Raw genomic sequence first — 18,459 nt, 5'->3', positions numbered from 1 at the left:
CTACTGCAGTTGACGCACAGTAATTTCGATACGATCGGTTGCTGGGCGCACGACCACACCCGCTGGGTCAATCGCGGGTTCTACCTCGACCTGCCCAGCGTCGATGCCATTGATCACCAAGTAATCGCGCACTGCCGTAACCCGCGCACGGGCCAGGGCACGATTAACTTTAGACGGGCTTGGTGCAGCTGACTGAGCACCAATAACCACTTCAGCAACGCGACCCGACTGATTACCATAGCGAACCAACAATTGATCTAGCTGGTTCATCGCACTATTGGTTAATACCGAGCTATTATCTGCAAACAAACTAACGGTCTCATAAGTAATGACATTGTTAAGTAAGTCATCGCGAGACAGCGCCGATGGTGATAATGCTGGACAAGCCGCCGACGGCTCAACATCGATATCCGACAAATCTTCGTCTAGCCCTTCTGTCACGGGCAGTTCATCGGGCACGATATTAAGCGCCGACAACAACTTACCCGTAGACTCTAACACCTGTGCCCGAGCAATGTTTAATTCATGCTGGGCATCGATATACGACCGGCTCGATTGAAAGTATTCGTTCTCGGCATCAAGCAAGTCAAGCAATGTACGCTGCCCAATTTGAAACTGCTCAGAATAGGCTCGGCGAACGCGATCACTCGCCTCACGATGCTGATTAAGCGACACCAAACGCTCGGCTAAACTGCGAGTATTATTGTAGGCGATCTGGGTTGTCTGACGTAAATTAACACAGGCAACATCGCGTTGGTCTTTAGCTGTATTGAGCTCAGACAAAGAGCGATTTACCGCAGCGCGATCTGAGCCACCACTAAATAGATTGTAGGTAAAAGCTAATTCAATAGCACCTTCATCACCAAAGTCACTAGGATTGGTGCGATCATCAAACACGCCTAGATTTTGCTGCGTACCATAACGGGCACGCAGTTCGACTCGCGGGTAATAACCCGAGCGCTGAGTGCGCACGGTCGCCTGGGCGGCAGCGATATTTTTAATCGCGGCATGAAACCCAGGGTTTCCCCGATAAGCGGCATACAGTAAGTCTTTAACAGAATTGGGTAACGGCTCCGATTGCAGGTCGCTAGGTACCAAACTCGCCGGTGGTAAATCACCGACGATACGCAGGTATTTAGCCGTAACATCATGCAAATTAGCGGCTTCAACTAATAAATTAGACTCGGCAAGAGCTACACGACCATCGACCTGATCGAGGTCGGCGCGACGCCCCACACCCTGATCCACACGATCGCCAATTTGACTTTGCACATTCAAATGCTCTTGATAGTTAGCCCGAGCCAGCTTCAGCAGTGTGCGGTAACGCACAAGGTCCTCAGCCACAACAAATGACTCAAGCGCTAGGTTATCCACAGCATCAAGCAGCTCTAAATAGCGCACCTGACGCGCCCCTTCAAGGTGGTTCACTTGGCCGGCGACCCGAAAACCATCAAATAGCATCTGCGTTAATGACAACTCAAGTTGATTAATGTCGTAATCATCACGGTCGTCGTAGTCGCGCCGTTGCTTGCCGGTACTGCCAACTAAGTCAATTGAAGGCAGGTAGCCGCCTCGCGCAGTTCCGACATCGTGAATTGCCGCTTGGTAAGTATGCCACGCCGCTTGCACCTCGGGGTTATAATCGAGCGCCTTTAATACCACATCGCGACTGGTTATGGCCTCGGCAGCAACACCGGCGATTGAGCTGGTAGGCGTAACAGAAGTTTGCGTCGATGATTCACTAGCCGATTGTGCGTTTACAGCGGCGCAGAATCCAGACAGAAAAACACCCGTCAATATATGTGCAAACACTCCTGATGTACGTAGGGGGAGTTGCATTGTTAATCCCTCGAATGATGAGACTTCATGTGTAGTGTACTTGTGAAAAGCGCATTGCGTAGACACCATGCTCTGCCGGCAGGTTAATGTATGTAAAACTTTAGATAACCGTTTTTTAAAAATGTCACGCCACGGGGAAAGTGTCACATATTTCCACATTGAAGCACGATGGTACTTTATCAAAGGAATAAGAATCAAGAAAAACCTATCATTCGTCTATAAGAACTGGCTGTAAAACAGCCGTATTTATATAACCATTTTGGTGGATCACAAAAATCCGCTAGGCCCCTCTGCGTGAGTATTGAATACCGAGTGTAGTTATAGCACAGCCATGCTCACATCAAACCCAGTAGAGCTCACATAATACAGAGCGGTCTACCCCTCCCCCGAGACAACACACCCAATCAAGCCCTATATTTATGGTAGGCGCTCAGCAGGGTTTTGCCCATAAAAAGCCATATAATTACGATATACCTCAGGATAAGCGTCTGCTAAGCGCCTGGGCTGCTCAAAAAACACCTCACTGGTAACCGCGACAAACTCAGCAGGGTTAGTCGCGCCATAGCGGTCAATATCTGTGTTTTGGCCGCGAGCTACTTTAAGACATAAATCCTCAAAGGCGCTGCCAAAGCTAGCGGTCCAATCATCTACCGACATGCCCGCGCGTAAAGGCGGAAAACCATCGGCGGCACCATTAAGCATATCAAGTTTATGAACAAACTCATGAATCACTAAATTATGGCCATCAATCACCCCAGCTTTGGCGGTTTCATCCCAAGCCAGTACCACGCCACCTTGATTCCAGGCTTCGCCGGCCAAATGGTGCTCAACCTCATGCGCTACACCGCTGGCATCCAGCTGGGTACGCTGCGTTTTAAATGCTGCGGGGTACACCAGAATTGATTGCCAGCCTTGGTACCACTCGATACCTAAATTTAAAATAGGCAAACAAGCTTGTAACGCAATCAATAGTGCCATATTGCCGGTTAGCACTTGTCCTCGAATGCCGACAAAATCTTTTTCGTGCATAAACAAAATAGCTAGGCGTCGCAAGCGCGCAAGCTCAGTATCGGTTAAGCCCTGCAACACCGGCAAGCGGTCCAGCACTTGCCGCCAATCGCGCTCGTCGATGGGATTGTCACGGATGATGCGTTTTTCTCGCCACTGACGAAACCAAGCAAACATAGTTATGGTTCTTTCTTGTTTGTTTGACTTACCCAACCTTTAACACCCGCCGGGGCTACCGGTGCTGCGGCCGTTTTACGTCGTTTACCAATATTTTTTTGATCACGCAGTCGGTTTTTAGTTTTACCCCCTTCAGCGGCGCTATCTTTTTTAGCCATTTTGGCACGACTCATCACCGGTTTTTTGCCCGCAGCCTTACCCGAGCTTTTAACTTTTTTGGGGCCGCGATAACGCGCCACCAAACCATCCAGCTGCACAAACTTAGCTGCAGCGCCCAAATGCCGTTCGATATCGGCCATTAAGTTCCAGCCTTGAGCCGTGACCAGCGATAACACAGTACCACTGGCATCAGCCCGCGCGGTACGACCAGCACGATGTACAAAGCTTGGCACGTTGTAGGGTAAATCGGCGTTAATAATTAATTCAATACCTTCAATATCCAAGCCACGCGCGGCCAAATCAGTCGCCACTAAAATATTGCACTGCCCGCCGCTAAAGCGCGCCATCACTTGTTTGCGAACTTTAGCCTCGACCTCACCGTGCAACGCAAGCGAGCGCACATTAGCACTGTCTAGTGCACTGACAATCTCGTTCACTCGCTCCCGAGTATTGGCAAAAATGACCGCGCGACGAAATTCGCGCTGCTGGCACAATGCAGCCAATAGCTGGCATTTATGCGGCCAATCGTCGGCAAGAATTTTCTCTTGCAACATATTAGTGGTTAATTGAGTAATATCGATGCGCTGCAAAGTGTCAGGATTGGTCATGGACAGCAGCAACTGCCCCAAACCTTTAGCCCGCAGGGTGGCCGAATACAGCAGTGTTTGCCGTTGCTCACCACACGCTTTGGCAATACGAGTCACCTCATCAGAAAAGCCCATATCTAGTGTTCGATCGGCTTCGTCAATAACCAAAAACTCAATATTAGATAAATCGGCCAACTGAAAACCGACAAATTCAGACATGCGCCCTGGCGTTGCCACCAGTAAATCGGCCGAACCAATCAGCTCGCGCTGAGCTGATTTACTATCGCCACCGGTAAGAGCAACGACATTAATCATATCCCGCTCGCACAATTTGCGAGCTTCGGCAACAATTTGCCGAGCTAGCTCGCGAGTGGGGGTCAGAACTAACGCACGAACCGCCCCCCGCCCCGTTTTACGCGTTAGCAATAGCTGTAGCATTGGCAACAAAAAAGCCAAGGTTTTGCCACTGCCGGTAGGCGCGCAGACAGCCACGTCGGCACCATCAAGCACGGCCGGAATAGCACGGGCTTGCACGGGGGTAGGCTCGTCAATTTCCAGCTGTGTTAAAGCCGCTTGCAGCCTTGGGTGTTTTAGAAGGGAAAATACTCCAGAATTACTCACGATGAGACTCAACAAGTGAACGCAAATAAAACTGTGCAGCGCGCGTCAGCTAGATGCAGCACAGTCGGCGGCTAGCCCGCCCGATACAGTTTGACGCAGGCAAGCAGGCTTGCCTGCGTCAGGCTTACAACGATGAAACTATAGAGATCATAACGCCTGCGGCAACTGCCGATCCAATTACACCAGCCACATTAGGGCCCATCGCGTGCATTAGCAGATAGTTCTGAGGGTTGGCTTCAAGTCCAACTTTGTTGGATACTCGCGCCGCCATCGGCACGGCCGAAACACCAGCCGAACCAATAAGCGGATTAATTTTATGCTTACAGAACAAGTTCATAAACTTGGCCGTTAACACCCCCATCGCAGTGCCGATACCAAAGGCGATAATACCCAGCGCCAAAATACCTAGCGTTTTAGGGTCGAGGAATTTATCAGCCGCAAGTTTTGAGCCCACCGACAAGCCGAGAAAAATAGTGGTGATATTAATAAGCGCATTTTGTGCCGTGTCACTTAAACGCTCGACCACACCGCATTCACGCATCAGGTTACCAAAACAGAACATCCCCAATAGCGGTGCTGCGCTTGGCAGAATTAACGCCACCAAAATAAGCAAAATTAAAGGGAATACAATTTTCTCGCGTTTCGAGACAACACGCATTTGCTCCATGCGAATCTTGCGTTCGTCTTCGGTGGTCAACAGTCGCATAATGGGCGGCTGAATAAGCGGTACCAAAGCCATGTAAGAGTACGCAGCTACCGCAATAGCACCCAGCAATTCTGGCGCTAAAATGCTGGCCACGTAAATTGCCGTCGGGCCATCCGCGCCACCAATAATGCCAATAGCCGCGGCATCTTGAATCGAGAAATCAATCACGCCGGTGACCGATAAACCCACGGCACCCAGTACCGTCGCAAAAATACCAAACTGGGCAGCGGCCCCCAAAAACAAGGTTTTGGGGTTAGCCAACAACGGGCCAAAGTCGGTCATAGCACCGACTCCCATAAAGATCACCAGCGGCGCAACACCACTGCCGATGGCAACGGTATAAAACGAATACAGCATGCCATTGGCATAGCCAAGATCCGTTGCTAGACGATACACATCGGCTTGTATCGCCCCGGGTGCGTGTTTGTAAGCATCTGTGAGCGCGTGCAGGCCAGCATCGGCGCTAGCGCCCAACACTTGAGCAATTTGCGCCAATACATCGGGGTAGCCCGATGCCAAGGCATTTTCAACTGCCGAGAGCGATAAACCCGCACCGGGGATATTAGCCAAAATAGCACCAAAGCCAATTGGCACCAGCAACAGTGGCTCAAAGCCTTTGCGAATTGCTAAAACCAGCAACAGCAACCCCACTAACAGCATCACACCTTGCCCCCAATCGAGGTGGTAGATACCCGAGTCGTGCCACAGGCGTAAAAAGTTTTGCATAATCTAATTCCGACCTATTTAAGCGATGCTAAGCAAGCTGTCACCGGCGGTGACGGCATCACCAGCCTGAACGTTAATCGCGACGATGGTTCCGGCGCGCGGGGCACTGACTTCCGACTCCATTTTCATGGCCTCAAGAATCAACAAAGTGTCACCTTCTTCAACTTGCTGCCCAGTCTGTACTGTAACCTTGCAGATGGTTCCGCCAAGCGGAGCCGGTACCGGCTCGCCCGATCCTGCTGCAGGCGCGACACCCACAGAAGCAGCACCAGCCACAGGGGCCAACGCGGTAATGTCACCGCCGCTAGATACCGTCACAGTGTACTGCTTACCGGCCACCTCTACTGTGTAAATTTCATCACCAGAGTCAGTGGTTGGTACGCTACCCTCATTACCAGTAGGCACTGGCTCAAAAGCTTCTGGATTATTGCGGTTTTGTAAAAACTTAAGGCCGACTTGGGGAAACAAAGCGTAGGTCAAGACATCGTCTACCTGCCCTTCCCCTGCGGTCAGCTCAATGCTCTTTTCTTTGGCTTGGCTTAACAGCTCATCACTCAGAGCTTGCAGCTCGGGCTTGATCAAGTCGGCAGGACGACACGTTATGGGCTGAGCATCGCCCAACACACGTTTTTGCAGGTCGGTATTGACCGGTGCCGGCGAGGCGCCGTATTCACCTTTAAGTACCCCTTCGGTTTCACGGGTAATGGTTTTATAGCGCTCACCCGAAAGTATATTCATCACCGCTTGAGAACCGACAATTTGCGAAGTGGGCGTTACTAAGGGTAAATAGCCCAAATCTTTACGCACTCGTGGAATCTCGGCCAGCACGTCATCCAGCTTATCGGTAGCGCCTTGCTCGCGTAACTGGTTCTCCATATTGGTGAGCATGCCACCCGGCACCTGTGCCACCAAAATACGTGAGTCTACCCCTTGAAGCGCGCCCTCAAACTTAGCGTATTTTTTACGCACCTCACGAAAATAAGCCGCGATGTCCTCTAACTTGTGAATATCCAAACCCGTATCGCGATCGGTATCTTCAAGGCTTGCCACTAAGGTTTCAGTCGGACTATGGCCATAAGTCATCGACATAGAAGAAATAGCGGTATCGACGTTATCGATGCCGGCCTCAACACATTTTAAAATAGTAGAGTGAGCCAAACCTGTGGTGGCATGACTTTGCATATGAATTGGGATACTACAACTTTCTTTTAAGCGACTAACCAGCTCGTAACCTACGTAAGGCTTAAGCAAGCCCGCCATATCTTTGATGGCAATAGAGTCGGCACCCATATCTTCGATGCGCTTACCCTGTTCGACCCAACCCTCGAGCGTGTGAACGGGGCTTAATGTATAAGAAATAGTGCCCTGAGCGTGCTTACCTTGTTGTTTGACAGCCTTAAGAGCGGTTTCGATATTGCGCATATCATTCATGGCATCAAACACGCGGAATACATCGACCCCATTGTGGGCGGCGCGCTCAACAAACTTGATAACAACGTCGTCGGCATAGTGGCGATAGCCCAATAAGTTTTGGCCTCGCAGCAACATTTGCATCGGAGTTTTGGGCATGGCTTTTTTCAGCTCGCGAATGCGATGCCAAGGGTCTTCACCCAAATAACGGATGCAGCTATCAAACGTAGCGCCCCCCCAAGTCTCTAACGACCAGAAGCCAATCTCATCGAGTTTTGCTGCAATTGGCAGCATGTCATCAAGGCGCATACGTGTGGCAAACAGTGACTGATGCGCATCGCGCAAAACCACATCCGTAATACCCAATGGCTTTTTAAGCTCGCTCATGGCGTTTTCTACCCCAAATTATCGTTCGTATCGGCGAATAATGATTCGCATCAATCGTTATGACTGTATTTGTTACTTGTGCTTACCCTTGAGTCACTGGCGTATCAACGACGCGCACGGTGCAGCTCAATAGCTTTTTCAATAGCGCTGCGTATCGCAGGGTCAAGCGCAACATCACGCCCCGCCTGCGGCGCTGACCGCAATGGCTCGGCGACTATAGGATCCGGAAAAAAACGCGTCACAAAGCGCGACATAATAACCGTAGCGATGACCAACAGCGTCAAAAACACCAGCACGGTGCCCATGCCGTAGATCATTAGATCCATGCCTTGCTGCAGCAGTATATTTTGCATGATGACTACCCTTTAATTAATCGTCGTCTCGCGCTCAAAAAGCCGCTTGTCGCAGGCGGCAACAAGCCTTAGGCGGCACAAACGGCCGAGCATTTTCCCTTATCTTTTAAAAACTTACAAGAAGCCGCAACACGGCCACTTAAAACTTGCCGGCATTTGCCGTTAGTTTCTTTAACTTTAATTACAATTGACTACTTTTAGAGGATTTTAGCGTTAGCAATTGGCCACCGACAGTTATCCAGAAACTGTGTAAACTACGCCACCTTAAGCGAGGAGCAACCCATGACCCACCTGCACCTAGCCCCAATGGAGGGCGTTGTCGACCACCAAGTGCGCGATTTGATGACTCGCATCGGCGGTATTGATGGTTGCGTTACCGAGTTTGTACGGGTGGTAGCTCAGCGTTTGCCGCGCCGTGCGTTTCACCGCTTAGCGCCAGAGCTTGCCAACAACTGCCTCACCCCGGCTGGCATACCGGTAAAACTGCAATTGCTCGGCGGCCAGCCAGCGCCAATGGCCGACAACGCCGCGCGTGCAGTCATCGCTGGCGCCAACGCTATCGACCTTAACTTTGGCTGCCCGGCTAAAACCGTTAATAAAAGCGACGGCGGCGCCTGCCTACTGCGCCAACCCGAGCGAGTTTACGATATTGTAAAAGCTGTGCGCGACGCGGTACCGGCAACCATTAGTGTCAGCGCCAAAATACGCTTAGGCTTTGATGCGCGCGACAACTACCTAGAGAACGCCAGAGCCGTAGAGGCCGCCGGGGCCGATACACTAGTCGTGCACGCACGTTCTAAGGCGGACGGCTACCGCCCGCCCGCCTACTGGGAGTGTATCGGCGAAATTAATCAGCAGATACAAATTCCGGTAATTGCCAACGGCGAGATCTGGAGCGTGGCAGATTACCTACGCTGCCGCGAGCAGTCGGGCTGCGCCGATGTAATGCTGGGACGCGGGCTGCTGGCCTGCCCCGACCTAGGTTTGCAAATAAAAGCCCACTTGGCTGGTAAAGAGTACACCCCCATGAGCTGGCTTGAGGTATGCACACTGCTGCGCCACTACTTTGAGCTGTGCCGCCCCAACTACCCCGAGAAATTTGCCGGTAATCGTATCAAGCAGTGGCTTATGTATTTACGCCGCCAATACCCCGAGGCCAACCTGTTTTTTGAAACCATTAAACGCGTACAGCAGTCCGATGTTTTATTAACGCACTTTGATGCACAGCTAGGCCCGCCTAACGGCGATTACGCTGCTCTAAACGCGGCTCCGATACCGCAACAAAGCCTTCTTTAGTAAAGGCAATAGCTTGCGTCGAGCCATACGGTCCTAAATCCTTCATATTGTGACCTAGCTTGTGCAAACCACCGCGCAGCTCAAGCGATGCGCTTTTTTCTAGGTAAAGCGCATCCGGCCGCCACTGATGGTGTATACGTGCGGCCGACAAGGCTTGTGCCAACGGCAACTGCAAATCAATCGTATTAATTAACGCCTGCACCACCTGAGTAATAATGGTTGGGCCGCCGGCCGCCCCCAGCGTCATCACCGGCCTGCCATCTTTTAGCAACAAGGTCGGGCTCATGCTTGATAGCGGCCGCTTGCCGGGGGCAATACCATTAGCCTCGGAGCCGACCAAACCGTACACATTAGGCACGCCGGGCTGCGCAGCAAAATCATCCATCTGATTATTCATCACCATGCCGGTGCCGGGAATAATCACCTTCGAGCCAAAATCAGTATTCACCGTCGTGGTGATCGCCACCCAGTTACCCGCTTTATCGGCCACCGCAATATGCGTGGTGTGCTTATCAAATAAGTTTATCTCGGCTTTTGCCGGAGTGCCGTGGGTTACCGCCTTATTAGTACCATCTAACGCGATGGTTTTACTCAATGATGCAGCGTAAGTCTCGCTAATAAGATTTTTAGGCACATCGGCAAAAGCGGGATCACCCAACCAAAACGCCCGATCGGCAAACGCAAGCTTCATGGCTTCGGCGGTTACATGGTAACGCTGCAGCTCGCTGAGCTTAGTTAAATCAAACGATTGCAAAATATTCAGGATCTGCGCCACATGCACACCGCCCGAGCTAGGCGGCCCAAAACCCACCACCTCGTAGCCTCGGTACTGGCTGCGCACCGGCGTACGCTTAAGCATTTGATAGCGCGCAAAATCACTCTGACGAATCAAACCATTGTTGGCTTTCATCCACAGCTCAACGCGCTTAGCCAGCTCGCCTTGGTAAAAGTACTCAGCTCCCTGTTGCGCCAACTGCTTATAGGTTTTAGCCAACTCTGGCTGCACCAGTTTATGCCCCGCGGGCCAAGGCTGGCCATTATCATCAAGCAGCACTTCAGCCGTACCGGAAAAGCGGGCCAACACATCGCGGTTGCGCGCTAAGCGTTCAGCGTAAATTTGATCTATGGCAAAACCTTGCTCGGCCAGTGCAATGGCCGGCCGATAGACAGCCTCTCGCTTAAGAGCGCCACCTTTTTTCAGCATATAGTCGTACACCGCCACCGAGCCAGGTATGCCCGAGGCCAACGCACCAGTACGGCTCAACTCGCGATTTAGCTGGCCATCTACCACATACATATCACGGCTAGCCAACATCGGAGCCGTCTCGCGCCCATCCAGAGCCTCTATCGTGCCGTCAGCCCAATGCACCACGGCAAAACAACCACCGCCAATGCCCGAGTTATGGCCATCGACCACACCTAAAGCCAGGGCTGCCGCCACTGCGGCATCTATCGCATTACCACCCTCGGCCAACACTGCCATGGCGGCCTCAGTAGCTCGTGGCTGTACCGTCGCCACAGCGGCTCGGCCATCTTGAGTTACGCGGGCATAACCCGTCATCTCAGCACAAACAACTGCCGAACAAAACACACACACCGTCACCATAAGTTGTAATACTTTTAGCGGTAAAAAATGACGCATGGAGACTCCTCTTGCGATACTGGCAATTATAATCAGATCAACACTCTAGCGGCTCAGCCTTGTCTATATCAGTTAAGTTACAAGACATTGCCATAAGTGGCGGCTTTTGCTAAGTTTTACTCGCCAGCTTGTGCCGGCATATAGCCACTGGCTTTACTGGACGACCCGCCAGCTAGCGATGATGTTTTTGTAGCGGACGACTGCGCTTCAGCTAATACACTGGCTGACAACGACTGAGCCGACAGTTCATCGACCGACGACATCAAACTCGACGCACTCTCATCCGGTAAAATACCGTCTATTAATTGCTCGCCCTCGGCTTTAATAACCGCCGCAATCGGCTCGCGAATCGCAGACGCCGGTGACGTAAAAAGTGTAACTGGAGCCACTGGCGCTGCTGCAAGCTCAGCCTGCACCTCGGATTTAGATGCCACCACCTTAAAGCGCAACACCCCCACCACCTGATTTGCCTCTGTCACAACTTCTATCCGCCAACTGCCCTGCGGGTAAGGCGGAAATTTTAATTTGTGTGACCAAGCGCGGTAACCCGCTTTACGTCCGCCATTGATATCCAGGGCAATTTTATCAATCACGTTACCATTCAAACGCCAAACATGATAAATCCGTTCATTTAAGCCGCGCGGCGCATGAATCGCAGTATAGGCATACAACCCTTGTTGCAATTGCTCGTCACTTACCAGTTTTAGCTGAGCCACTGGCGCTTTTGTCGTATCGTCTATCTGCGTGGTAATCGCCACATTCGTTAACCACAATGTGGCCGGCGGCACCCACGGACGAGCAACCACCCCGACAATCGCAGCAACCGCCAACAACAGTGCCGCAAGCGCCGTACGCCGCCACCAGCCAAATGAGAAGTCGCGCACTATATTTAAAAAAGATAAGGATACAGCAATCGCCAACGACCAAAAATACGATTGCGAGGTAGGCAAATGTACAATTATCGGCAGCGCAGTTAACAGTACTGCAAACAACGTGAAACCGTGAAAAAAGAAATACAACCAACGCTTAGGTGCCAGCCAGCGGTAGTAAATTGGATCAACAATAGAAATACAGGCAGCCAACATTAGCAAGCCGGTAAATACCATCTGTCCACTATTCCAAGCCGTGGTGATAAAAAAGAAAGGAATAACAAAAAACAAGCTTTCTTGATGCACCAACTGCGCAGCAAACTTGACCAGCGGATCTGGCAGCTCCACCCCAAACCAGCGACTAACCCCACGCTTGAGCAGATTCTCCAGCATCAAGAGCACCCAGCTGGCTAGCATTAACAGCGACACCAGTTGAGCAAAACGCTCCTGCTCGCGCTCGACCAGAAAAAAACTGGCTACCCCAGAGATAAACCCCAGCAGCGCTAATAAACCCGGATAGCGAGCGACCATCTCCACCAGCCACCGAACCGGCGATTTTAAACGTTGGATAATAATAAGCGCCTCGAGCTGCAGATAGGTGGGCGCCAGTATAACTGAACAGTCATACAATGCTCGTGCGCTAACACAAACAAACAGCAAATGGAGACACTGTTTTAGGTGGAAGCATCTAACGCAATACCGGCCACAACTTACACCACATCCGAACTTCGTCGAGTAAGGCACTGATCCAACAATGTTTTATAAGCAATTGTTAAATTATCGATCAGCTCTTGCCCATCCGCACCAATCGCTATGCTTTCACCGACCATAACATCGCAATTAAACGGCACTAACAGCCCGTCGCCACGGGGTAATGCGCGACCTAAGCCGTGCATTACCACCGGAGTTAACACTGTATCTTGACGATTTTTTAGCAAATGATAAACACCGCGCTTTAGTGTCCCAAGCTGCTCTGGCTGACCTCGAGAGCCTTCTGGAAAAATAATTAGCACATCGCCATTATCCAAAGCTTTCTCGCACTGCTCAAACAAAACCTTAGGGCGACTTCTTGCTTTGCGCTCCAGCGGGATAATACCTATGACGTTTAAAGAGAACCATGCCACCAAACGATTAGACAAAAAGTAATCCGCTGCGGCAACAGGCCGTATCCGATGTATATCCAACAGCGGGTACAAACTCATTAGCACCAAGGTATCCAGATGGCTATTATGATTTGCAACAACCACCGCAGGGCCTTTACGCGGTAAGTTTTGCCGGTTGCCAACGTTCAGCCCAAGCACTACAAGCACGACGGGCTTAACAATAAAGGCAAAAAATATTATTTTTAAAACTCTAGCCATCATGATTTTTCTCAATAGTGCAAATAATAAATAAAATGAAAAAATAACGGCGCGGTATACATTAGGCTGTCCATTCTATCCAACAGGCCTCCGTGGCCAGGGATAAGCTGACCGGTATCTTTTATTTGCAAGTCACGCTTAACCGACGAAATAACAAGGTCCCCCATAAAACCTGCAACGGCAATAATCAAACCAACGACCAGCCCTTCGCGCCAAGAAAGCGGGGTAAGCCACGGCGCAATAAAGCTTGCAAAAACAGCAACCGTTAACAGTCCTCCAACAAAACCCTCCCAAGTTTTATTAGGGCTGACCTTGGGGATGATTTTGTGCCGGCCAAACAGCTTCCCCCAAACGTACTGAGCCACATCATTAAATTGCGTGCAAAAAATTAAAAATATAATCAGCCCCATACCGCCGGCTAGATTATTTTTATCTGGCAACATCAACAAGTACGCAATATGACTGATTGAAAACACAGTCAACATTAATGCCCAATGTAAGACCCCGGCCGATGCTATAAAGCCACGGGTTTCACCAATAAGCACCATACGTATAGGTATAAACAAAAACACATAAACAGGTATGAAAATAATAAACATACCGTACCAGCCCATAGACACCCAATAATACTGCACTGGAATAGACAAATACGCCCAAAACACAGCCCGCCGATCAGCATGACGGGTCGGCACAATCGACAAAAATTCTTTCAAGGCCAAAAAGCTGATAAAACCAAAAAATACGATGGCAACGTTTTTGCTTGCAAGCAAGACAAAAAACAAGATGCCGATCATTACCCACCAAGACTGGATGCGCTGGCGCAGCTCGGTATAGTCTCGACTGGGGTTGCAGGCTTTAAGAGTTAACCGTATTACGGTTGCCAACAGTAATAACGCAAGCACCAGACACATGGCATAAAAAGCATGTTGCGGAACATTAATCATTTTTGGCGGATTCCAAATACAGGTAGGCAGCGCGAGCCCTATTAATACACGTTAATAGCGAGCCCAGAGCAATTATTATTAAAGCCACAACAAGGCTATAGCCTTGCTGCGAAAACACCACGGATTCTAATGCTGTCAGCACTAAAGCGGCGGTTAATAGCGCCATTCGATGCTGCTTAGCCATAGGTCCGGCAAAACTAGTGGGCGCACCAATGCTAACAGCCAGAGTGCGTACATAGGCGGTTAACACCGCCAACAGACCGGCACACCAACCTAAGTTATCGGCCCAGCTTAAAATAGGTTGGGCGGCGTAACCTACGGCCACAATAATCAAAGGGTCGGCGATACGATCGGGGATATCGTTAAACAACTCACCCGCTGCGGTGGCCTTGCCTCCCTCAACCGCTACCATGCCATCAAACAAATTGCACAACAGTCGGCATTGAATAAATACCGCGGCCAATATAGGCAGCAACCAGCACCCCCAGTAATAACGCATCCCTATCAAACAAAACGCCGCCAGTAACGCAAAGAGCACGCTCGTCACTGATATTTGATTGGGAGTTACCTGGTACTGGCACAGCTTACGGGCAATATCTTGCGAATATTTTGAAGACCGAACCTTAAGTGGCCGGCGGGCGCTATCATTAAGCATATCCATACTCCGTTGACACAAAGTAACAAGCTAAAACCATGGTGCTAAAGATTTAAACAGGCGGATTGCTGTGAACTCTATGGCACGTAGCTTATGGACTGCTACTTCTAAAGCGGCCCATTATAAGTAGGTTGCTGTGCTGATTCATACTCCCAGAGTCAGAAAATCCCGTTTCATTAGCAACATACTCAGCGTTAGCCTAGATGGCGCTATTTAACCTGCTAAGCACACACTAAAGACCAAACCTAGAGCTGCGGCACACACACAGCCAGTCGTTCCGGATTTTCCAAATCAATAATACATAAAAAAAGCCCAGCCAGATTAATGGCTGGGCTTTCTAAATAACCTAGCTAGGAGTAATCCGTCACCCCATGGCTAGCAACTTACAATGAGCGTAAAAAGGCTAACACATCGTTCTTTTGTGCCGTAGATAAAGATTCATAGCTTTGCTTAGAGGCTTCACCCTCACCGCCGTGCCAACGAATAGCCTCATCAATACTGCGTGCGCGGCCATCGTGCAAATAGCTGTGCACTGGCGTACACACCTGCTGCCCCTGCCCCGCATTAGTCATACCGCCGGTAACACAAGCGGACAAACCTAAACCCCACAGTGGTGTGGTGCGCCACTCGCTACCACTTGCATCGCCTTCGCCTAAGTTATCGGCAAGGCCTGGGCCCATGTCGTGCAACAGCAAGTCGGTGTAAGGCCGAATTGTCTGATCACGTAACTCAGCCAACGGATGAAACTGGCTCGTTTGGAAAGACGGCGTGTGGCAATCGGCGCAACCAATAGAGCCAAACAAGGTTTCCCCATTAAGCACCGCCGCATCATCATAGTCGCGTTGTGCGCGCACGCCCAACAGCGAGATGTACTTGGTCAGGTTGTCCAAATCTGTGTCGGCCAGCTCAGAACCAGACGCACCACAATTTGCCTGAGCACTGCCACAGTCGGGATTAGGAAACAGTGAACTCATCACCCCCATATCGGTATTAAAGGCACCAGCCACTTGGGCTTTGACAGTCGCCTTACCGGCCTTCCAGCCAAACCGACCTAAACGAGTCGCGCCAGTGAGTGGATCGCCAACTCGATTAGCGCGACCCGAAATACCGTCGCCATTGTTGTCGTTAGGATCGGCAAGCGCTAATACGTCCGACTCAGAAATCGCCTCAAGCAACCCCATACCCACCAACGGTGGCGCGATACGAGCCGAGAAAGTCTCGGGCGTGACGCCGGAAAATTGGAAGTTAGGCGAGCGTAAACCGTTTTGCTCAGTCCAAGATGATATGGCTACCTGACCTTCGCTAGTTGCACCACTGTTAGCTTCTGGCTGTAACACACGCCCTAACTGCGGGTGCGGATCGCCGTTAATATCGCCAACTTTAAACACCCACTTATCCAGATTCTGGCCCACTGCACTTGGCGCTGCACGACCATTGCGCTCGTGACAACCGGTACAGCTTGAGTTGACAAACAACGGGCCGGAGCCACCAATAGCCGATGTCAAAGGTGGATTATCAATCGGATTTTCATCGTGCAAACCATCGACGAACGAACTGTGCAGAACCCGGCGGCCCAACATAAACGGTTGCGCGTTACCGTAACCAATGTTGGTGGCCATTTGCATAAATAGATTGTCGGGCTCATTAGAGCTCATGGCATGCACGGTGGTGTGACCACCCAGCCACGCTTTTTCAGGAATTTTAACCGAATCTTTAATGCCACCGGCCGGTGTTGCCCCGCCGACTTCCCACGGCACTAGCCCCTCACCCACAATATACAAGTAAGTCGAGCCATAATAAGCCGAGCGACCATTAGGTACGCTGTGATCCAAAAATTGACTCAACTCAAACTCCATTTTATCGCCAATTTGAATCGAGCGGCCTTCACGGCAATTATAGGTGCGCTCTTTATAGTAGTGAGTGTCGTCAATAACCTCCATGGTGCCGTTGTCGCAAAACTCCGCCACTGTACCTACGCCGCGATAAAACCAACGGTTCTCGGCCTCGGTATCATTTAGACGAAACTGAGTTTCAACATTCATACGAATAGTATCGCCACCTTTAGCCACGTAGTCGATAATCTCGATAGCCGCCGTGCGATCTTCCCAGTAAAAACTCAAGTAGTGCTCGTATGCTTGGAACATGTCCTCTTTCGCATGGCGGTCACGACCACGGTCAGAAAAGCGGGTTACTAAAGCATCGCCACGATCAAATTGAATCACCGGCTCAAGTGTCGTACCACTGTTATAAAGCGGTGTTACGGGACCAGCTGGAGAGGTGCTCGAGCTGCTTGATGAGCTATTAGAGTTAGAACTGCTGCTGGAACTGCTAGAGCTAGAGCTGGACGAGCTACTAGAGCTGCTAGACGAGCTGTTCGAGCCGTCAACGCTATAGTCGCGCCACGCCAAACTCTCACCGGCACCGTTAGTAATAACCGTAAAGCTAACACTGACAAGATCACCGCTGCTTAACCCCGGAATATCGTACACCCACTCAGTGCCGGTATCGGTCATACGAACATTATTTTGTCCGCCGCCGTTAACGCGGTAGTGAATATCCACTGTATCGCCCTGACTAACCGTTGCCCGCAACGTCTGAGCATCCAACATTTGCAGGCAGCCATCGTCGCAACCGCCGCTGGCGCTAGATGAGCTGGAGCTTTGCTGCGCCTCTAAATGAATCCAATCGAGGTTCATACCGGCAGCATTTACATCGAGGCGCAAGGTATATTGTCCAGCTTGCGCCACGGCAATAGTGCCTGGTGTTTGCTCTTGCCACGACTGCCAGCCACCTGTCGCAGGCACACTACCTCCTAGCGCCGCACCCGCCAGTGATAGCGTGTAATCACCTCCGCCGTTTAGCGAGGCAACCCGAGTGCTTAGCTCATAGCTACCCGCGCCCAACTGAACGCTGTACTCAAGCCATTCACCTGGGTCCATCCAACCGACATTAAAACCATCAGCATTGGCTTCAATATCCACATCGTCGCTGCGGTAGGCATTGCCATTGTTACCAACACTGAGGTCAAAATAGTTATCGTAATCTTCAGCTTCTATACGTACCGACTCGGCCGTAGAGCTTACCGGCGCACCGTAGACTTCCATCTCCCAGATGGAGTAACCCCAATAGTTGCCAGCACTGCGGCTGATGCCATGCATTCGCACATACCGGTAATCACCCGAGACCGACACGGTATCAGTGCGATCGCCAAAAGTGCCACCGTTACGAGTAGCCATGGTCGACCAGCTCACACCATCGTTGGAGCCCTGAATCTCGTATTGGGCGGCATTAGCAGCCTCCCAGTAAATAACCACTTCCGAGAGCGTATAGCGATCCCCAAAATCAAGGGTTAACGAGGAAGGGTCGACTTGCCCGCTAGAGGCCCAGCGGGTATTGCCGTCGCCATCAATGGCGGCATTGGCGGGTAAATCTTGGGTGCTAGCCGTGGCAGTTGCGACACCAGACAAGTTACTTATCTGTGCGTAAGTGCCGCTGCTTACAGCCATAATCAGTGCCGCAAGGGCACCCCGAGAAAAGGTATTGGCTATCATGTAACGCTCCTCATTATTAGCATTGTGTGAGGTTTGAGTAAGTCTGTTGCTGCACGGCTTCCGTAGTCGATAATCCGCTGACATCCTATCAGGCACTCGATCAATCTGGCGCAGTGCTGGAGCTGCCGCTATCTAAGCGTAATACTCAGAGTGTTGCTTAGTCCCAGC

General features: G+C 50.9%; 13 protein-coding genes. 1 reads left to right on the top strand and 12 read right to left on the bottom strand.

Features of this window, described 5'->3' with window-relative positions; genetic code table 11:
* The 6 genes from GILYN3_RS02030 to GILYN3_RS02005 form a co-directional block, all read right to left on the bottom strand.
* Positions 1-1,839: a TolC family outer membrane protein gene (locus tag GILYN3_RS02030; protein WP_084005037.1), complete on the bottom strand. Its 1,839-nt coding sequence runs from the start codon at positions 1,837-1,839 to the stop codon at positions 1-3.
* A 417-nt stretch (positions 1,840-2,256) separates the two neighbouring features.
* Complete coding sequence (locus tag GILYN3_RS02025; RefSeq protein WP_049721299.1) at positions 2,257-3,024, bottom strand: M90 family metallopeptidase; 768 nt, start codon at positions 3,022-3,024, stop codon at positions 2,257-2,259.
* A 2-nt stretch (positions 3,025-3,026) separates the two neighbouring features.
* Entirely contained in the window at positions 3,027-4,391 is a 1,365-nt protein-coding gene (locus GILYN3_RS02020; RefSeq protein WP_157484832.1) for a DEAD/DEAH box helicase, read from the bottom strand.
* A gap of 124 nt (positions 4,392-4,515) precedes the next feature.
* A complete protein-coding gene (locus tag GILYN3_RS02015) occupies positions 4,516-5,823 on the bottom strand; it encodes a sodium ion-translocating decarboxylase subunit beta (RefSeq protein ID WP_049721297.1) in 1,308 nt (435 codons plus the stop codon).
* Between the two features lie 18 nt (positions 5,824-5,841).
* The gene (gene oadA / locus GILYN3_RS02010; RefSeq protein WP_049721296.1) at positions 5,842-7,620 is read right to left on the bottom strand and encodes a sodium-extruding oxaloacetate decarboxylase subunit alpha; all 1,779 of its coding nucleotides are present in this window, start codon (positions 7,618-7,620) and stop codon (positions 5,842-5,844) included.
* A gap of 104 nt (positions 7,621-7,724) precedes the next feature.
* Positions 7,725-7,973 carry an OadG family protein gene (locus tag GILYN3_RS02005; protein ID WP_049721295.1) on the bottom strand — a complete coding sequence of 83 codons (249 nt, stop codon included), beginning with the start codon at positions 7,971-7,973 and terminating at the stop codon, positions 7,725-7,727.
* A 282-nt stretch (positions 7,974-8,255) separates the two neighbouring features.
* Here GILYN3_RS02005 and GILYN3_RS02000 point away from each other — a divergent pair, with 282 nt between their 5' ends.
* Positions 8,256-9,269 (top strand): tRNA dihydrouridine synthase, encoded by a 1,014-nt coding sequence (locus GILYN3_RS02000; protein WP_232305492.1) that lies wholly within the window; start codon positions 8,256-8,258, stop codon positions 9,267-9,269.
* Here the strand turns inward: GILYN3_RS02000 and ggt are convergent.
* The 6 genes from ggt to GILYN3_RS16425 all read right to left on the bottom strand — a co-directional run bounded on the left by ggt (position 9,211) and on the right by GILYN3_RS16425 (position 18,291).
* Positions 9,211-10,911, bottom strand: a complete 1,701-nt coding sequence (gene ggt, locus GILYN3_RS01995; protein WP_084005033.1) for a gamma-glutamyltransferase — start codon at positions 10,909-10,911, stop codon at positions 9,211-9,213. The two genes, GILYN3_RS02000 and ggt, sit on opposite strands and share 59 nt — an antisense overlap.
* Positions 10,912-11,027: 116 nt before the next feature.
* Positions 11,028-12,524 carry a DUF5924 family protein gene (locus tag GILYN3_RS01990; RefSeq protein ID WP_269745912.1) on the bottom strand — a complete coding sequence of 499 codons (1,497 nt, stop codon included), beginning with the start codon at positions 12,522-12,524 and terminating at the stop codon, positions 11,028-11,030.
* A complete protein-coding gene (locus GILYN3_RS01985; RefSeq protein WP_198147261.1) occupies positions 12,491-13,144 on the bottom strand; it encodes a lysophospholipid acyltransferase family protein in 654 nt (217 codons plus the stop codon). Before GILYN3_RS01985 ends, GILYN3_RS01990 begins: the two co-directional genes overlap by 34 nt.
* Before the next feature lie 8 nt (positions 13,145-13,152).
* Positions 13,153-14,085 carry a phosphatidate cytidylyltransferase gene (locus GILYN3_RS01980; protein ID WP_049721294.1) on the bottom strand — a complete coding sequence of 311 codons (933 nt, stop codon included), beginning with the start codon at positions 14,083-14,085 and terminating at the stop codon, positions 13,153-13,155.
* On the bottom strand, positions 14,078-14,740 hold the full coding sequence (locus tag GILYN3_RS01975) for a CDP-alcohol phosphatidyltransferase family protein (protein ID WP_049721293.1): 663 nt from the start codon (positions 14,738-14,740) through the stop codon (positions 14,078-14,080). The genes GILYN3_RS01980 and GILYN3_RS01975 overlap by 8 nt, the downstream gene beginning before the upstream one ends.
* A gap of 383 nt (positions 14,741-15,123) precedes the next feature.
* Positions 15,124-18,291, bottom strand: a complete 3,168-nt coding sequence (locus GILYN3_RS16425) for a di-heme oxidoredictase family protein (RefSeq protein WP_232305491.1) — start codon at positions 18,289-18,291, stop codon at positions 15,124-15,126.
* Positions 18,292-18,459: the final 168 nt, after the last annotated feature.

It is taken from the genome of Gilvimarinus polysaccharolyticus (genome assembly GCF_001187555.1).
Lineage (GTDB): Bacteria > Pseudomonadota > Gammaproteobacteria > Pseudomonadales > Cellvibrionaceae > Gilvimarinus > Gilvimarinus polysaccharolyticus.
This window is presented reverse-complemented; position numbering and strand designations above follow the sequence as displayed.